Origin of the sequence: Vibrio sp. J2-3(2022) (genome assembly GCF_021725735.1) — a bacterium.
GTDB lineage: Bacteria > Pseudomonadota > Gammaproteobacteria > Enterobacterales > Vibrionaceae > Vibrio > Vibrio diabolicus.
The window spans coordinates 233,095-250,349 of the sequence record NZ_JAKKCK010000002.1; the positions used below are offsets into that span (position 1 = coordinate 233,095).

15 protein-coding genes are annotated in these 17,255 nt (G+C 45.6%); 7 read left to right on the forward strand and 8 right to left on the reverse strand.

Annotated features, from left to right (window positions below; all coding sequences use genetic code 11):
* Positions 1-4 precede the first annotated feature (4 nt).
* The 3 genes from L3V27_RS09165 to L3V27_RS09175 all read right to left on the reverse strand — a co-directional run bounded on the left by L3V27_RS09165 (position 5) and on the right by L3V27_RS09175 (position 3,058).
* A complete protein-coding gene (locus L3V27_RS09165; protein ID WP_237311665.1) occupies positions 5-1,666 on the reverse strand; it encodes a 4Fe-4S dicluster domain-containing protein in 1,662 nt (553 codons plus the stop codon).
* 308 nt (positions 1,667-1,974) lie between these two features.
* The gene (locus L3V27_RS09170) at positions 1,975-2,604 is read right to left on the reverse strand and encodes a DUF3306 domain-containing protein (RefSeq protein WP_237311667.1); all 630 of its coding nucleotides are present in this window, start codon (positions 2,602-2,604) and stop codon (positions 1,975-1,977) included.
* Positions 2,594-3,058: a DUF3305 domain-containing protein gene (locus L3V27_RS09175; protein WP_024699490.1), complete on the reverse strand. Its 465-nt coding sequence runs from the start codon at positions 3,056-3,058 to the stop codon at positions 2,594-2,596. The genes L3V27_RS09170 and L3V27_RS09175 overlap by 11 nt, the downstream gene beginning before the upstream one ends.
* A 326-nt stretch (positions 3,059-3,384) precedes the next feature.
* On the opposite strand from L3V27_RS09175, the gene L3V27_RS09180 reads away from it, so the two are divergent.
* Positions 3,385-4,218, forward strand: coding sequence for a formate dehydrogenase accessory sulfurtransferase FdhD (locus L3V27_RS09180; RefSeq protein ID WP_005396179.1), 834 nt, complete (start codon positions 3,385-3,387; stop codon positions 4,216-4,218).
* A gap of 362 nt (positions 4,219-4,580) precedes the next feature.
* Here the strand turns inward: L3V27_RS09180 and L3V27_RS09185 are convergent, their stop codons facing one another.
* The 3 genes from L3V27_RS09185 to L3V27_RS09195 form a co-directional block, all read right to left on the reverse strand.
* Positions 4,581-6,173 carry an ABC-F family ATPase gene (locus L3V27_RS09185; protein WP_012841837.1) on the reverse strand — a complete coding sequence of 531 codons (1,593 nt, stop codon included), beginning with the start codon at positions 6,171-6,173 and terminating at the stop codon, positions 4,581-4,583.
* A 217-nt stretch (positions 6,174-6,390) separates the two neighbouring features.
* The gene (locus L3V27_RS09190) at positions 6,391-8,430 is read right to left on the reverse strand and encodes a cache domain-containing protein (protein WP_237311669.1); all 2,040 of its coding nucleotides are present in this window, start codon (positions 8,428-8,430) and stop codon (positions 6,391-6,393) included.
* Positions 8,420-9,871, reverse strand: a complete 1,452-nt coding sequence (locus L3V27_RS09195; RefSeq protein WP_005396186.1) for a sigma-54 dependent transcriptional regulator — start codon at positions 9,869-9,871, stop codon at positions 8,420-8,422. The genes L3V27_RS09190 and L3V27_RS09195 overlap by 11 nt, the downstream gene beginning before the upstream one ends.
* A gap of 333 nt (positions 9,872-10,204) precedes the next feature.
* Here L3V27_RS09195 and L3V27_RS09200 point away from each other — a divergent pair, with 333 nt between their 5' ends.
* The 6 genes from L3V27_RS09200 (at position 10,205) to L3V27_RS09225 (ending at position 15,179) form a co-directional block, all read left to right on the forward strand.
* Positions 10,205-11,023: a substrate-binding domain-containing protein gene (locus L3V27_RS09200; RefSeq protein ID WP_237311670.1), complete on the forward strand. Its 819-nt coding sequence runs from the start codon at positions 10,205-10,207 to the stop codon at positions 11,021-11,023.
* A 6-nt stretch (positions 11,024-11,029) separates the two neighbouring features.
* The gene (locus L3V27_RS09205) at positions 11,030-11,728 is read left to right on the forward strand and encodes an ABC transporter permease (RefSeq protein WP_237311672.1); all 699 of its coding nucleotides are present in this window, start codon (positions 11,030-11,032) and stop codon (positions 11,726-11,728) included.
* A 50-nt stretch (positions 11,729-11,778) separates the two neighbouring features.
* Entirely contained in the window at positions 11,779-12,498 is a 720-nt protein-coding gene (locus tag L3V27_RS09210) for an energy-coupling factor ABC transporter ATP-binding protein (RefSeq protein ID WP_237311674.1), read from the forward strand.
* A complete protein-coding gene (gene mobA, locus L3V27_RS09215; RefSeq protein ID WP_025441842.1) occupies positions 12,476-13,063 on the forward strand; it encodes a molybdenum cofactor guanylyltransferase MobA in 588 nt (195 codons plus the stop codon). Before L3V27_RS09210 ends, mobA begins: the two co-directional genes overlap by 23 nt.
* A complete protein-coding gene (locus tag L3V27_RS09220; protein ID WP_006742574.1) occupies positions 13,060-14,838 on the forward strand; it encodes a bifunctional molybdopterin-guanine dinucleotide biosynthesis adaptor protein MobB/molybdopterin molybdotransferase MoeA in 1,779 nt (592 codons plus the stop codon). Before mobA ends, L3V27_RS09220 begins: the two co-directional genes overlap by 4 nt.
* Before the next feature lie 74 nt (positions 14,839-14,912).
* Entirely contained in the window at positions 14,913-15,179 is a 267-nt protein-coding gene (locus L3V27_RS09225) for a DUF2960 domain-containing protein (protein WP_005377584.1), read from the forward strand.
* A 239-nt stretch (positions 15,180-15,418) separates the two neighbouring features.
* Here L3V27_RS09225 and nagK read toward each other — a convergent pair whose 3' ends face one another.
* Both nagK and L3V27_RS09235 read right to left on the reverse strand, forming a co-directional pair.
* Positions 15,419-16,327 (reverse strand): N-acetylglucosamine kinase, encoded by a 909-nt coding sequence (nagK, locus tag L3V27_RS09230; RefSeq protein WP_006742573.1) that lies wholly within the window; start codon positions 16,325-16,327, stop codon positions 15,419-15,421.
* 173 nt (positions 16,328-16,500) lie between these two features.
* Positions 16,501-17,250 (reverse strand): tRNA-uridine aminocarboxypropyltransferase, encoded by a 750-nt coding sequence (locus L3V27_RS09235; RefSeq protein WP_152812493.1) that lies wholly within the window; start codon positions 17,248-17,250, stop codon positions 16,501-16,503.
* Positions 17,251-17,255: the final 5 nt, after the last annotated feature.

Sequence of the window (17,255 nt, forward strand, 5' to 3'; positions counted from 1 at the left end):
GCTCCTAGTATTTCAATTGATTCATTGGATCTGCAGCCATCGATTCAAACATGTCGATCACACGACAGTCTTCACACATGGCGATGCGATTAATGGCAGCTTCATCAGAGAAATGAGAATGACCACGAAGCTTGTTTTGCAGCATGTCGATCATCGATTGCGGAGCAAAAGGCTTGTGACAGCGAATGCACTCGGCTGCCTTTTCTTCATGAATCACAACCGCTTTCTGGCGTTCTTCTTTCACCCAGTTCATACGAGGAGTAAGCGTCAGCACTTTCTCTGGACACGCTTTCTCGCACAGCCCACATTGAATGCAGTCTTGCTCGACGAATTTAAGCGACGGAGATTGACCATCCGTATGCAATGCACGTGTTGGACACACCGCCACACAGCTCATGCACAACGTACAATCTTTGCTTTCACAAGAGACCGTGCCGTAAGGTGCGTTTGCTGGCAGTTCAACAATGTTCTCAACTGGAATACGCGATGATGACAACGCATCCAACGCCGTAAATAGACGCTGACGTTTGTTACCTTGCAAATCACCTAATGCCAAATCAAAAGACTCGGTACAAAGTGTCGGAGCACCTTCACGTAGTGATTCTAGATACAGAATGTCGATGGTTTCTTTGGCGATACCAAGCTGGTCGAGCAACTCTTGAGCAATACCTACTTCGCTATTAAGCACACGAATAATGGTTTGAGGCATAAAACGCGAAGCCGCAAACAGCACCTGAGTGGCATCGTTCACAAGCGCAGCGAACCAAGTATCAATACCAACCGAAGGCAGTTCTTCCACCACAATTGGAATCACATTATCTGGCAGTGCTTTTAGTGCCATTACGTTGTAGCTCTCGTGGCGAGAACTGCAAATCAATACGATAGGCTCTAAACCACCCGCTTGCTCATAGTTGGCGAGCGTACGTTCAATAAACTTTTGCGTATCTTCAGGGTTTGGCAGTGCGTAATGAATCGCTTCTGTCGGACACGCTGTAGCACAAGTACCGACGCCTTGACATAGGTATGGGTTGATCTCGATGCGATGGCCCGTTTTGTCGCTGCCTTCACTCGATAGTGCCCCTGCCGGACAAGCATCCACACAACGTTCGCAACCTTTTACGCCACGAGAGCTGTGTGCACATAGATCGGTATCTAAACGGAAGAATTTCGGTTTATCGAACGTCCCCATCAAGGTTGGAATTTCTTCCAACGCTTCAGCCAGTTTCGGATAGCCACGACCGACTGGGTAGTAGCCTGGTACTGGTACTTCTTCCGACATGCAGCTGTTTAGGCAAAGATCGAGTACGATATCGAAACAATCGCTATTGATCGCGACCTTGGCAAGGTTGTTGGTCGAACCATGATTTTCAATGAGAACTTCAAACGTACCTAAGAACCCTGAAACCTGAACCGAATTGGCGTAGTAAAGCTCGGGATTTGTGCCCTTTTCGCCGTCGGTAGAAAGCAGCGTTAGGCTGTTCATTTGCGACAATTGCGCTGCCGCACTTTCGATGATTGCCGTTGGACCCACAATCAAAGTATTACCGCCGCTTTCATAGCTTACGGTTGGTGGAATAAGATTGGTCAACTCTACGGTATTTTCGAAAGCGTACAGCCTCGCTTTACCGTTATTGGAAGTTGCTTGTTCTAATAATTGTTTCAGCATTGCTCAATTCCATTTATGAACATGGATAGTCTTTTCCATCTCTTAGTGTAGTTAGCGCCGGAGATTCTGCTGATTAACTTATCAATGAGTATTCTTATTCCGCCATTTATAGGCGATGAATACTACGCAGTGGGTCCGTACTAACTTCAACCAGATTGGTATTGAGCAACAAGCAGCAAATGTCATGCCAATAAAATATCAACTAAAATTCAATCACTTAGACATTTTACCGACAAATAGTAGGGATAAAAAAACCGGTTGAGACATTTTGTCCCAGCCGATTCATTGAGTGTTTAGTCAAAATGTACCTATTCTTTGTGTGGTATATTTTGTCTCACCTCGTTAGGCGGTGATTCCTCAGAAAAAGTATCACTTTCACCAGACACTGTATTTATATACAGTTCGTTTTCATCTTGGGTAATTCCGGCACTTTTTTCGGCGTTTGGTTCTGCGTCTTCAACCACTTCAGATGCGATATCGTCAGCGTTAAGTTCAGATCCTTGCGCCGTTTCAACGTCTGGTTCTTCTTCCACTTTTTCTTTAACCCAATCACGCAGCGTCTCTGCGACGTCTTTAGAAAGTGACTTTAAGTTACTGTAATCATCATCGTAATCGTCTAGGCCATCACGCACGTTAAATTCTTCGGACAAGAACATTTTGCGCAGCGCGGCTTTCTTAACGCTTTCTGAAGCTTCAGAAACCAGCAGTTGCGCCACAGACATTTCTTCGGGCTTTTCAGTCTCTACACTCGCGGTAATGTCTGGAGCCTGACTAACCTCATTGACGTTCAAAGCGTCTGAGCTTTCGTCAGCGTTTGAAAGCGCTGTGACACTATCTTCGGATTGCTCCGTCTCTGCTATCGGCGTTATCTCTTCATCATATTGGGAAGATTCTTCTAATTTACGTTTCGACCAACGGCTTAAAAAACTAGTTGCCATTTGCTCTACCCGCTCCTTTGCGTTTCTTACGTCTTACTTCTAACAACTCACCGTGGCGACCAATAAAGGCTTCCATCCAAGCCTGAACGGCTAACGGCATATCGTTGGATAGTACAAGGTTGTCGCCATCCATATATTGCGCCGCGACAGATTGCGAAGCCGTTAGTAACTGTATCGCTGGTTTTTCACCAGACTCGACGTTATCCATCACTAAAAAAAGTTTAGGTTGCTGAGAGCTTAAGTTAAAGCGGTAGTCTGTACGCTCGTCTTTGTGTAATTGCAACAGACAAACATCGGGAGTCTCTTCCGTCGGATTTAGCGTAAATCCCGTCAACTGCCATTGGGTTGTCACCCAAATCCCTGTACTGATCTCATGCTCAACCAGCTCTACGCCAATTGGCCATGCGTCTTCGGTCTTCTCGTAATTGTTCTCGAAATCTTTCTTATCCGACATAACTCACCCAGTTTTTCTATTTTTGGTCTGAAAGCAATCAGGACACTTTGACCTTACTTTCGACCATTTTATTGACTTATAAGCAATAAACGAGCCACACTGATAAAGCTTAGCCTATTCATGTCCTCTGGCTATAAGTACCAAACTAGCCGAAACTCAAATGTACGGATGTGTCATTACTGCGAACTCGCAGTTTTAATGCATTGTTGACATAAAACCTCGCAATTTTTGTGGGAACCGCTATTTTGGAACGAGATTTGCTTTGCTAACCACTTAGCAAGTTAAATGCGTAGCAACCTAACGCTCTTAATCACTAGGACACGACTGTGCTGAAACCAAATATTATTAAAACCAGTGAAAATCCCCTGCAAACCATTGAAGTCGATGTGTACGACGAGTACGGCGAAAAGCTCACGAAGCAAATCGCTTGCGAGCGTCCTCTTACGGTCATGCTGAACTGGAAAGAAGTAGTCACGCTCATGACGCTAGGTTCGCGCCCAGAAGCGTTAGTACTAGGTTATTTGAAAAACCAAAGCTTCCTGTCCGATCCAGCAGCGATTGAATCCGTCATTATTGACTGGGAAACACATTCCGCAGCGGTGATTACTAAAGAAAATACCGAACATTTAGAAGGCGCTCTGAAAAAGAAAACCGTCACATCTGGCTGTGGTCAAGGCACCATGTATGGCAATGTGATGAAGCAGCTTGAGAACTATCAAGTGCCTCAAGTTCCGCTTAAACAATCAGAAATCTATTCCGCATTGGAAGCGTTGACTCATTACAACGACACCTACAAAAAAGCAGGTGCGGTGCATGGCTGTGCGGTTTGCAAAGGCAATGAGGTATTGTCATTTGTGGAAGATGTCGGTCGCCACAATGCTGTGGATACGCTTGCAGGTGAGATGTGGCTCAAAGAAGAAACAGGTGAAGATAAAATTTTCTACACAACTGGTCGCCTTACTTCAGAGATGGTGATTAAAGTGGCCCAAATGGGCATTCCTGTTCTGCTTTCTCGCTCTGGCGTTACTCAAATGGGGTTAGATCTTGCGAAACAATTTGGCATTACGACGATTGCGCGAGCAAAAGGTTTACGCTTCCAAGTATTTACCGGAGCCGACAAGATTGAGTTTGATGTGAAAGGCGAAAGTGCATCTCGTTAACGAGAAAATAATACAAAACCGTCGATTCGTGTAAACTTATAACAATTGGGATAAGTAAATCATCACGTTATGAAGGCTTAATTAAACGATATAAGTCAGAAATAGCAACATGTGTTGTAGCAATAACAACGCTTGCTTTAATTGATGCTAACTACAGCTCATTCACAAAGGATGTGAACTATGGACAATGACCAACTGTGGAATTTTTTGCTCACGCCCAGTGGCATCATGCTCTCAATGATCATTACATTTGGTGTCGTCGGCATATATGCGTATATAACCGGTCAGTTTAAGGATTAAGACCAATTAAAAAAGCCTCGCTAAATAGCGAGGCTTTTGCTTTTTAAACGCTTTGCAAGTAATTACGCGTCAACGCCACGAGATTTTAGGAACTCAGAATACGTGCCTTTGAAGTCCGTGATCTTGCCATCGCGGATTTCGATAATACGCGTTGCTAGCGAGTCTACGAATACACGGTCGTGAGATACGAAGAACAACGTGCCTTTGTATTGCTCAAGCGCGGTGTTCAAAGATTCAATCGATTCCATATCCATGTGGTTGGTAGGTTCGTCCATTAGCAGCATGTTTGGTTTGTGCATCATCAGCTTACCAAGCAGCATACGACCTTGCTCACCACCAGACAGTACTTTTACTGACTTTTTAATGTCGTCTTGACCAAACAGCATACGACCAAGGAAACCACGAACGACTTGCTCGTCATCACCTTCTTGACGCCATTGACCCATCCAATCCGTTAGGTTCATGTCTTCTGCAAAGTCATGCGCGTGGTCTTGCGCGTAGTAACCGATGTTTGAGTTTTCAGACCATTTGTACTCACCCGCACGCGGTTCAAGCACACCAGCAAGCGTGTTTAGAAGTGTTGTTTTACCCACACCGTTCTCACCGATGATCGCCACGCGCTCACCCACTTCAAAAATTGCATTGAAGTCTGAGAACAAGTCCTCTTCGAAACCTTGGCTTAGGTTTTCAACAATCAGAGCGTTACGGAACAGCTCTTTCGACTGTTCGAAACGAATGAATGGGTTTTGACGGCTAGACGCTTTAACTTCATCCAGTTTGATCTTGTCGATTTGCTTAGCACGAGATGTCGCTTGTTTTGCTTTCGATGCGTTTGCTGAGAAACGTGCAACGAACGTTTGTAGCTCAGCAATTTGTGCTTTCTTCTTCGCGTTGTCGTTTAATAGACGTTCACGAGCTTGAGAAGCTGCTGTCATGTACTCATCATAGTTACCTGGGTAAATGCGCAGTTCACCGTAATCCAAGTCCGCCATGTGCGTACATACTGAGTTTAGGAAGTGGCGGTCGTGCGAGATGATGATCATGGTGCAGTTACGCGCATTTAGCGTGTCTTCCAACCAACGGATCGTATCCATGTCCAAGTTGTTGGTAGGTTCGTCAAGCAGCATAACGTCTGGGTCTGCGAATAGAACTTGCGCTAGAAGCACACGAAGTTTCCAGCCCGGCGCCACTTCACTCATTAGGCCGAAGTGCTGCTCCATTGGAATACCCACCGCAAGAAGAAGCTCGCCCGCTTTGGCTTCTGCCATGTAGCCGTCCATTTCCGCAAACTGAACTTCTAGGTCAGCCACTTTCATGCCGTCTTCTTCACTCATTTCAGCAAGTGAGTAGATACGGTCACGCTCTTTCTTCACTTCCCATAGCTCTTTATGACCCATGATAACGGTATCGATTACCGTAAATTCTTCGTAAGCGAACTGGTCCTGGTTTAGTTTTGCAACGCGCTCGTTTGGATCGTAACTCACGTTACCGCTGGTTTGCTCAAGCTCGCCGCTGAGGATCTTCATAAAGGTTGATTTACCACAACCGTTAGCTCCAATTAAGCCGTAGCGATTACCTTCGCCGAACTTAACTGAAATGTTTTCGAATAGCGGCTTAGCGCCGAATTGTTGAGTAATATTCGCTGTGGAGATCAAAACCTTTACCTTAGCAATTGGGGTGTATTTAGAAAAACCGGGCAACGGTACTTGTTCATGCTACATACTGCAAGTGTTGTTTTTATTAATTCATTGCTAGTGAAACCATCGCAGTGCTTCTTCAAAGCAAAAAGCTCAAGCACAAATGCGTCATTGAATACAAAAAAGAGCCAGTATTATAACTGGCTCTTTCTTCCGTAATGCTTACAACAAGTGACTAAGCGATATTCGTCACCTCTAGGATCAGCTCGGCTTTTTTAGGTAAATAAATACTGAATTTACTGCCCTTTCCCCATTCCGACTCGGCTTTTAGCTCACCACCCGTTTGGCTGAGGATACTTTGAGAGACCGACAGTCCCAATCCAGTACCCTCTCGCTTCGTCGTGTAAAATGGTGAGAAGATTCGGTTCAAGTTTTCTGGCTTAATACCGCAACCCTCGTCAATAACATGAATCGCGGCTCCTTTCACTTCGCCCTCTTCAATCCAGTCTTCACTGACTACTGTTAACGTGCCTTTGCCGTTCATTGCGTGAATGGCATTCATTTGCAAATTAACTAAGATTTGTAGCAAGTGGTGACGGTTTATCTCAACGGACGTATGCGCTTGTAGATCAGTCACAAACTCGACGTCGCGTTTCTTGGTGCCCGTTTTAACCAAGGTGATGCTTTCATCAATGATAGGATTGACATGTTGCCAAGTGATTTCATCTTGAACACCACCTTGGCGACTGTATTGCAATAAACTGCGCGTGATATTGCGAATACGGTCGATTTGCGCGTGAATCGCATCAATCTCTTCTTGTACTCGACTTGCATCGTCACCCAACTCAAAGTGGATCAACTCCACGTTGCCAAGGATCACGGCGGTTGGGTTATTGATTTCGTGAGCAATCCCCGCGGTGAGTTCTCCCAGTGCTGCCAGTTTTTCATGAACAACGAGTTTGTCGCGGGTTTGGTTAAGCAATTGAATATGCAGCTCTAGATCTTGGGTTTTTTCTCTAAGGCTTGCCGTACGCTCTTGAACTTTGCATTCAAGTTGCGCTGCGGAGTTCTTCAGTTCAATTTTGCGCTCTTCTAGCGCGTCTAACATATCATCAAACTGTCTGGCTAACTGCGCAAGTTCATGATCGGCATCCAATCCCAACGGACCAATCCGTTTTTCTTTTCCTTGTTGGACCTGCTTCACCACTTTATGGATGCGTTCGATCGGTCGAAACAGATCATAAGAACCGCGATATACCATCACGCCGGAAACCAGCAATAACATAATGGTAATCAAGCTAATTTCGGCAATGTTGGTCATGTAGGCTTTAACGAATGGCCACATTAGGTAACCGGTATAAAGCATACCAATGACGTTGTCGTATTGGTCTTTGATCGGTTGATACGCCGTAATATACCAAGCGTCATACACATAGGCTCGGTCAACCCACTGCTCACCTTTTGAAAGTACTTGGTTATACACTTCTGCGCTCACGCGAGTGCCTATGGCGCGCCCTAGCCTATGCTCGCTGTCTAGAGGAACGTTGGTGCTTACACGCAAATCATCAAGAAATACGGTCAATGTGCCAACCGGACGAAGGCGATCATTATCGCTGAGATAGATTAAGTCGCGAATTTGATCTACCAATACAGTGCTGTTATTGAGAAGCAAACCACCATCAAGAAAGCCGATCAAATCATTCGTTTGGCTATGCACAGGAATCACGGTTCGACTGACTAACCCACGCGCTTCCATGCCACCATCAGCAAGAATAGGCACTTCCGCTCGTTTAGCGAGTTCAGGATCGAGGCGTTCGAGTTCATCTTTATTGAGTACATCAAAAAACGATTCTCGCTTAGTGAGATCCATAAAGCGGAATTTGTTTTCCATCGAGTTGACGCGTTGGAAAGAGAGAAAATCTAAAGCATATCTTTTCTTCTGCTCAGTGACCCACTTTTGCAGCTCATCTTGCGGTATCCCTTGATTGATGCGAATACGAAAATCGTATGAGTCAGCAAACGCACGTACGTAATTCGATTGCTTTTGCTGTAACAACGTTACGCTGTTATTCGCAACACCAAGACGCTCAGAAACATCAAGCAGTGCATTTTGCCACGTATAATGGATGGACCAATAAATGGTAATCCCGATCAGGGCTATCAAAGTGAGGAAGATAGGTGCGGAGGTTAAAAATAATAAGCGATAACGCACCATGGTTTTAAAACGGTGCGTCCATTTCGACAATCCTTTGTGCTGTGGGCCGTTAGTCGGCATATTCCTCATCCTCAGAATCCCATTCTTTATACTTACGTTCTAAGGTCTTACGCGCCACGCCTAAGTCACGGGCAGCGGCTGATTTGTTGCCTTCGTGCAAATTAACGACCTGTTTTATATGCGCTTTTTCGACTTCTTTCAGTGTCCAGTTGTTTGGATACCCCTCACCAGTGAACTCTCTACCTTCTTTAAACGTCGGTAGTTCAGCAGAATGAGAAACGGTAATCGACACATTAGGCAATGAGTGTCCACCATTCAGCTCCCGCCAATAATGCGCAGGCGGTTTGCCAAGCAAAATGCATCGCTCAATCAAGTTTTTCAGTTCACGAATATTGCCTGGCCAATCGTACTCACTCATGGCTTCCATGTCCTCGTGCGCCCATTTTGGCGCAGGCATACCAAGCTCCCGCGTCAGCATATTGCTGAAAAATGGCACTAACTCAAACAAATCGGTTTTGCGCTCACGCAGAGGACACACTTCGATTTTGAGCACATTCAAACGGTAATACAGGTCACTGCGGAAGTTGCCTTGGTTGACCTCTTCTTGCAGGTTTCGGTTGGTTGCAGCAACGATACGGACATCAATGCTGATTTCTTTTTCTGAACCAACAGGACGGATAGTACGCTGCTCTAACACACGCAATAATGATGCCTGCATTGCAAGTGGCATTTCCCCAATTTCGTCAAGAAATAAGGTGCCACCGTTCGCAACACGGAACAAACCTTCACGCGATTTTTTCGCACCGGTAAACGCGCCCGATGTATGACCAAATAACTCACTTTCAAGTAACTCTGGCGCAATGGCGCCACAGTTGATTGGCACAAATGGGCCCGTTCGCCCACTCGCTTGGTGAATACCTCGTGCAACCAGCTCTTTACCCGTACCCGACTCACCTTCGACCAAAACAGAAGCACGCGACGGTGCAAACTGGTTAATAAGCTGCTTAAGCTGACGCGTTTTTTCTGAACCACCGATGATCTCGGAGGTATTGTGACGTTGGTAATCGCGCTTCATGGCGTACTGCATGCGCTCGTTCAAGCGACGATCCATACAGCGGCTGACCGCTTTTAGCATTTGTTCTAGGTTGAAGGGCTTGAGGATAAAGTCAGAAGCACCAAGTTGAAGTGCGCGAATAGCAATCTCTAAATCCGCATAGCCCGTCATGAAGATCACATCGGCACGTTTGTCGTCATCTTCAAACGCTTCTTCCCACTCAATCCCAGAGCGCCCCGGCAGATTAATATCCAGTAAAATCAGATCATAATGTCGAGAATTACGCAGTTGCTCTGCTTCTTCGATGCTGCCAGCAGTGTCGACATGTGAGAAAAGCTTCCCCAATGCCTTTTTCAAAATGGCTTGCATGCCCAATTCATCATCAACGACCAGTACGGAAAAGGCGTTATATTGTTGGTTTGTACTAATATGGGATTGAGTAGACATATTTACCCCAGATGGCTTCGGATGGGACAGAGTGTACCAAGTTTAAACAGAGATACCCTACAAAAAGTGCGACATTTTGTACCAACGCAAACTTTTGTGCAAATAACCCCATGATTTAGTGCATAAATCGAGCACTTTTCGCTTGTAAAAGGTTGGCATCTTGTTTGCTATAAGGTAGCTACAGGGCGTATTCAAGTGATCTCAGGATGTTGGTGTTTGTTATTCCAACACCCTAAGGCAACTTGCACTTTGAACTAATCGCTCTCGCCCAAGAGGCCTCTTCCAATACATCGGGAGAAATGCCAAATAATCATTGGAAAGGAACACATAAAAATGAAAAAAATTGCGCTAACTCTGGCTGCGACGTCAATCACGCTTGTAAGTTACTCTGCGTTTTCCGCTCAAGATGGCGAGCACGTTCGCCTAGCAACCACTACCAGTACTTACCATTCAGGGTTACTTGATTACCTGCTTCCACAATTTGAGAAAGACACTGGCTACAAAGTCGATGTTATCGCTGCGGGTACTGGCAAGGCCTTAAAAATGGGCGAAAACGGTGACGTAGATTTGGTGATGACACACGCACCAAAAGCCGAAGGCACATTCGTTGAGAAAGGCTACGGCGTTCTACCTCGTAAACTGATGTATAACGACTTTGTAATTGTTGGCCCGAAAGCTGACCCAGCAAAAATCAAAAATTACGAAGGCGTGTTAGATGTATTCAAAGAGATCGCAAACAAAAACGCAACGTTCATCTCTCGCGGCGATGATTCTGGTACGCACAAAAAAGAAATGGGCTTCTGGGCTCAAACTAAAATCGAACCAAACTTTGGCGGTTACCGCAGCGTAGGTCAAGGTATGGGCCCAACTCTTAACATGGCGTCTGAAATGCAAGGATACACCATGACAGACCGCGGCACATGGTTGGCTTATCAAAACAAATTGGATCTAGAAATTCTGTTCCAAGGCGATGAAAAACTGTTTAACCCGTACCAAGTTATTCTTGTTAATCCTGAGCGTTACCCAACAATCAACTACCAAGGCGCGAAAGCATTCAGTGATTGGTTGGTGAACCCTCGCGGACAGGAACTTATCAATGGTTTCCGCCTAAACGGTAAACAACTGTTTGTTGCGAATGCTGAGAGCAAATAACGCAATATGAATCTTGCTGATACAACACTGGAAGCGCTTCGTTTACTGGTGAATTTTGATGCAGACTTATGGGAGATCGTTGCGGTCTCCTTTAGTGTTTCTATCACGGCAATATCCTTAGTGGTATTGCCGGCTATTTTGATGTCATTTGTACTGGCGTATACCGACTTTCGCGGTAAATGGTTTTTGCTGTCGATCGTGAATACGCTGCAAGCGGTCCCTACCGTCGTGATTGGCCTTTTGCTGTATATGTTGCTATCACGCGCTGGCCCTTGGGGAGGCTGGCAAATGCTGTTCACTCAGAAGGCGATGATCTTCGGCCAAATGGTGATCTGCTTCCCTGTTTTGGTATCGATGATGCATGGTGCATTGCAATCTAGCGACCGTCGCGCAGTTGAAACCGCCATCACTCTAGGCGTCTCCATTCCGCGCGTGGCCGCTACGATGATTTGGGAAACCCGCTTTCCTCTACTTGCAGCTATCATTGCCGGGTTCTCACGTATCGTAACCGAGGTGGGCTGCTCAATGATGGTGGGCGGAAACATTATGGGCGTAACGCGCAATATTCCGACCGCTATCGCAATGGAAAGCAGCAAAGGTGCTTTTGCGCAAGGAGTTGCATTAGGAATTGTATTACTATCTTTAGCGTTGGCACTAAACTTCTTCTTATCAAGCATGAGAGGCAAAGGCTACCTCAGAACATAGAACATGAAGCAAACAAACGACTCACCATTAACCCCATGTAGAGGCGCATTATGACTATAAAAATCACCGCCGAGCAGTTATCCATGCGCTTTAAAGAGCGTGTGCTTTTTCACATCCCTGAGTTAGCCATCGGCCCAAATGATGCCATTTATCTCAAGGGTGACAATGGTGTGGGCAAAACTACCCTACTCAAAATCCTTGCTGGCTTGCTAAAACCTTCTACTGGCGATGTTGTTGCGCCAAAAGATACGTGGCTAAAAAGACTGACGCGCCGCAACGGCCGTGTCGATGTGATTTATCTCCATCAATCTCCTTACCTTTTTGACGGCACTGTTTATGAGAACGTAGTCTATGGAGTGAAATATCAACAAGACACACCAAAAGATAAGCGAGCTCAAGTTATTCACGCACTACGCATGATAGGTTTAGAAACATTAGCGGACGAACATATCTCCGTGTTGTCCGGCGGTGAAAAACAGCGTGTTGCCATGGCAAGAGCTTGGATCTTAAAACCGTCGATTTTATTGATGGATGAGCCAAGTGCGTCTTTAGACCAAGAGTCCATTGAGCGATTGGTGGTGATGGCGAAAGATCTTTTGGATCGTGGTTCCAGTATCGTGGTGACAAGCCATCAAACCAACGCACTGACCGACTTATGTAAAAAACAGTGGTGGATTAAAGACAAGACTTTGATAGAGTCTCCTCTGTTGTATGTCATACCAAAAGAAACATCCCAAGAGAATGCATATGCTTCAACCAACACAAACTAGTTGGGTCATTTTGGCTGGTGGCCAAGCCAGCCGTATGGGTGGAAAAGATAAAGGTCTGATTGAATTAAATCAGAAGCCACTCATCGAACACGTTATTAAACGTTTATCTCCACAAACACCACGCATTTTAATTAATGCCAATCGAAACCAAGATGCGTACAGCAAATTTGGTTTCGTATTTAGTGATCAATTCAAAGATTTCCCTGGACCTATGGGCGGTATTCACGCGGGTTTGATGCATGCTGAAACTGACTGGGTTGGATTTGTACCTTGCGATAGCCCTCAAATTAACACCGACCTTGTCGAGCGTTTCTGCCAGGCCGTCAAAGAAGACAGTGATATTTTAGTCGCGCATGATGGTGACCATCAGCAACCTGTTTTCACGCTCTACCACAAACGCGTACTGCCAAAACTCACCGCATTTTTAGAACGTGGCGACCGCAAAATCATTCTGCTCTACAAAGAGTGCAACACCAGTTACGTTGACTTTAGCGACTCACCAAACTGTTTCGTCAACTTGAACACTCCGGAAGAACTGGCGCAATTTGGACAATTAGAATCATGAAACACACGCTAAACATTCCTATTCTTGGTTTTGCAGCTTATTCAGGCACAGGCAAAACCACGCTACTTGAAGCCCTATTGCCAAAGCTGACTGAAGCAGGTTTACGCATTGGCATGCTAAAACATGCACACCACAACTTCGATGTCGATAAGCCGGGTAAAGACAGCTACCGTTTACGCAAAGCTGGCGCGTCTCAAATGCTGATTGCTTCTCGCAACCGTTTTGCGTTAATGACAGAAACGCCAGAAGCCGAAGCGGAGTTTGAATACCTCTTAACTCGTTTTGATGAAGACAACCTCGATGTAGTTTTGGTCGAAGGCTGTAAAAACATCGCGTTTCCTAAAATTGAATTGCACCGTGAAGAAGTGGGTAAACCTTGGCTTTACCCTCACGATGAAAACATCATTGCTATCGCTTCCGACAGTGCGGAGTTAGATTCTGAGCTCCCTCAAATGAACATCAATGATTTGGATGCCATCGCTCAATTTGTTCTTCAATACGTTCAAGATGCAAAAGCACCAAAATCTAAAGAGAAAGACGCCGCATGTTGCGACACACTTTCTCCGGCTTTCCTTTCTGTGGTTCAAGGCCAAGAAAAAATCCTTTCTTTGGTGAACACGGTTTCGGAAATAGAAGCATGCAAGATTGAAAACGCCTATGGCCGCGTTCTCGCGGAACATATCATTTCACCAGTAAACGTGCCGCAGTACACCAACTCCGCGATGGACGGTTATGCCATCCGCAGTGATGATATTGACCGCGATAGCTACCAAGTGGTTGCTGAAGTGATGGCGGGCCATGCGTACGATCAGCCTCTGGAAGTTGGTCAAGCGGTGAAGATCATGACCGGCGCACCGACACCACTTAACGGCGACACAGTGGTCATGCGTGAGCAAGCCTCTCAAGAAGGTGACAAGGTCACCTTTAACGGTGCGAATATCAAAGCAGGCCAAAACGTTCGTCAAGCAGGTGAAGATCTCGCTATCGGCAGTGACGTCTTTACCGCAGGCACTCGCCTCGCCTCTCCAGAAATGGGCATGATCGCCTCTCTTGGTTTTGGTGAAGCGAATGTGTTCCGCAAATTGAAAGTTGCCGTGTTCTCCACCGGTGACGAAGTACAAGCGCCGGGAACAGAGCAAAAAGCGAATTCTATCTACGATTCCAACCGTTTTACCATCATGGGCATGCTTGAAAAGCTCGGCTGCGAGATCTTGGATTTCGGTATTCTGGAAGACAACGAACAGTTAATGATTGAAGCGTTGGAAAACGCATCGGCGCAAGCGGACGTGGTTATGACTTCTGGTGGCGTATCCGTTGGTGATGCGGATTACATCAAACTTGCCTTGGATAAACTTGGTCAAATCGATTTTTGGCGAATCAACATGCGCCCGGGACGTCCACTAGCGTTTGGTCAAATCAACAACAAGCCGTTCTTTGGTCTGCCGGGCAACCCTGTTGCCGTGATGGTCTCTTTCATTAATTTTGTTGAGCCTGCACTGCGTAAGATGCAAGGCGAACAAGGCTGGAAGCCTCTGAAAGTGAATGCCATCGCAACTGAGAATCTTCGCTCTCGACAAGGTCGTACCGAGTTTAGTCGAGGAATCTATGAACTGGATGACACTGGCCGTTTAACCGTTCGTACAACAGGCAAGCAAGGCTCTGGTATTTTGCGCTCAATGAGTGAAGCAAACTGTTTAATCGAAATCTCCCCAGCTATTGATACAGTAAAAGCGGGAGAAAGCGTGACAATTATCCCACTTCAAGGCAGAATCTAGCCCAAACTAGAAATTCAAAGGTCAGCGAGTCTGGCCTTTTTGTTTAATACAGAAACCTTTTCAGAGAGACAGCTATGGCTCGCACCATTCTTTACACTTACAAAGACCAAGACAAAGAACTGACGTTCTCATACCAGCAGCACCGCAACATTCAAGAAGCGGTTGCAGAAGCAGAAGGTATCGATATCACTGAGTTCCTAAAGATGGAGCAACAAATCGAAGCTGTGTCTGACACTAAAGCGGTGCGCAACTACCGCGATAACTACTTCAGAAAATTAGGCTTTAGCAAAATTACCCTAGCTCAAAAAGAAAACCTAGGCGTAGGCAAAAAGAACAAATAAGCTTAGCTGCAAACAGAAAACTCGCGATTCGTCGCGAGTTTTTTTATGCATGTTGCCGATTCTTGATTTAGACCCACTAGTTCTTTAAATCGCCGCCTCGTCTACAAACCAAGTTATTTTCGCTGACCCAAGCATATCGAAATTACTTGGGTATATAAGTAAAACGCCCCGTTTTTACCTTGATGGTCTAAACGGGGCGTAGATTTCTTCTTACTTTATATCGAGTAACGTTTCAGTCACTACTTGATGTTTAGGAACGCAGCGCCGCGTACACCGCCTGAATCACCGTGTTTTGCTTTGATGATCTTAGGACACTTAGCCACAGACAATAAGTGTTTAGGGATGCGTTTTGGCATCTCTTCATAAATCAATTCGAAGTTTGAAAGACCACCACCCAGCACAACAACATGTGGGTCAGTCGCTGTAAAGATGTTTGCAAAACAGATAGCCAGCAACTCCATAAAACGCTCAACGTGCTCGACGGCTTTCGCCTCACCTTCTGCGTGCGCTTTGATGATGTCGATCGCTTTCTTCTCTTCACCGTAGTAATGGGCATAAAGAAGCTCGAAGCCTCGGCCAGAAAGGTAACTGTCTAAACAACCCTTCTTGTCACAGCCACACCCCAACAGAGGTGCGTTTTCGCCTAAGTGGAACCAAGCATCGATAGGTAAACGAGTATGGCCCACCTCACCTGCTACGTGGTTACGACCAGAGAAAACTTTACCATCGTAGATAAAACCGCCACCAAAACCAGTGCCTAGGATCAAACCAAGTACAGAAGGCTCATCTTGAAGCTCTTCGTCCCATGCTTCTGATAGCGCAAAACAGTTTGCATCGTTTTCAATTTTTACGCTGCGACCGATTTTAGCTTCCAGATCAGCACGAAGTGGTTTGCCTTTTGCCGCAGGAACGTTAACTGTTAGTACAGTTGCATCATCGGCGTCTTCCATACCTGGTAGGCCAAGACCAATCGTACCTTCGCAGCCAAACTCTGCATCGTATTTGTTAACCAATTCCGCAATGGTATCAACCAGCAGCTCGTAGTTGTCTGTTGGTGTAGGTACACGTTCCGTCGCTACACGCTCAAGCTTCTCGTTAAATGCACCAAATTCAATTTTAGTGCCACCGACATCAAAGCCGTAATACATGTATTTCTCTCCTAAAAAATGCTTAAACGACTCCAAAAATGGCTGGAGTCAAAAGTATAAACTAGTGGCATTATCCATATCTGTACGCCTGCAAACCGTGACCGAATGCAGATTTATACCCTCACCGCAGCCAGTTGAACAACATGCCATCAACAAAAGTTCATTCCTTAGAGTCAGCTCTCGGTTTTCACCCACTCTTTGAAACGTTTTAAATGCGGTCGGTTGGGATCGTTTTTGACTCGGGTCTTGGTCAACATGTAGGTTTCTCTAAAGGCTTCAAACCACAATTGAAGGCATTCCGATGCTTTGTTCTCACCGGCTTGTTTCAAAACTAAAGTCGCAACTTCGGCGGTCGAAAGATGCTGCTCGTTCTCAGAACGGCGCATGATGTATTCTGATAAACACTCCGGCTCGATAGATAAAACTGGTAGAGACTGTAAAAACTCAGAGCGACGGAAAATTTTTCGTGCCTCACGCCAGCTACCATCAATAAAGATCAGCAACCATTTTTTGTTCTGAGCCTCTTCGTTTATTAATCGCGCAGGCTCCAGATCTTCAATTAAACGAGATGGGTCATCCACATAGTCTGCAGGAAATACAATCACTGGTTGGTAGTTGTCATCCTGTAGTAGCTCCAGCATCTCCTCAGACGGTTCTGTTCGGTTCCATTGATACACGTAAGTCTCTTGAATCGTATCAGCAATTAGACGACCGGTATTACTTGGCTTAAATACTTCGTTTTCAGAAACAATCAACATACATGCAATATTAGCCTTGATGTTTGGCTGAAGATCGCACAAACAGTGTTGCTCAGAAACCTGGCAATATTGGCAACGAACCACTTTACATCCACGCGCGTTGAAAGGCTTGGTTGAGATAGATTGTCGGTACTGATATAAACGGTGGAAAGCGTGAATTCTCATGGTAA

Excerpts from the sequence above, each read along its gene's own strand:
- L3V27_RS09165 (WP_237311665.1), bottom strand. The coding sequence starts at position 1,666 with ATGCTGAAACAATTATTAGAACAAGCAACTTCCAATAACGGTAAAGCG.
- L3V27_RS09170 (WP_237311667.1), bottom strand. The coding sequence starts at position 2,604 with ATGGCAACTAGTTTTTTAAGCCGTTGGTCGAAACGTAAATTAGAAGAA.
- L3V27_RS09175 (WP_024699490.1), bottom strand. The coding sequence starts at position 3,058 with ATGTCGGATAAGAAAGATTTCGAGAACAATTACGAGAAGACCGAAGAC.
- L3V27_RS09190 (WP_237311669.1), bottom strand. The coding sequence starts at position 8,430 with ATGCCGACTAACGGCCCACAGCACAAAGGATTGTCGAAATGGACGCAC.
- L3V27_RS09195 (WP_005396186.1), bottom strand. The coding sequence starts at position 9,871 with ATGTCTACTCAATCCCATATTAGTACAAACCAACAATATAACGCCTTT.
- L3V27_RS09200 (WP_237311670.1), top strand. The coding sequence starts at position 10,205 with ATGAAAAAAATTGCGCTAACTCTGGCTGCGACGTCAATCACGCTTGTA.
- L3V27_RS09205 (WP_237311672.1), top strand. The coding sequence starts at position 11,030 with ATGAATCTTGCTGATACAACACTGGAAGCGCTTCGTTTACTGGTGAAT.
- L3V27_RS09210 (WP_237311674.1), top strand. The coding sequence starts at position 11,779 with ATGACTATAAAAATCACCGCCGAGCAGTTATCCATGCGCTTTAAAGAG.
- mobA (WP_025441842.1), top strand. The coding sequence starts at position 12,476 with ATGCTTCAACCAACACAAACTAGTTGGGTCATTTTGGCTGGTGGCCAA.
- L3V27_RS09220 (WP_006742574.1), top strand. The coding sequence starts at position 13,060 with ATGAAACACACGCTAAACATTCCTATTCTTGGTTTTGCAGCTTATTCA.
- L3V27_RS09225 (WP_005377584.1), top strand. The coding sequence starts at position 14,913 with ATGGCTCGCACCATTCTTTACACTTACAAAGACCAAGACAAAGAACTG.
- nagK (WP_006742573.1), bottom strand. The coding sequence starts at position 16,327 with ATGTATTACGGCTTTGATGTCGGTGGCACTAAAATTGAATTTGGTGCA.
- L3V27_RS09235 (WP_152812493.1), bottom strand. The coding sequence starts at position 17,250 with ATGAGAATTCACGCTTTCCACCGTTTATATCAGTACCGACAATCTATC.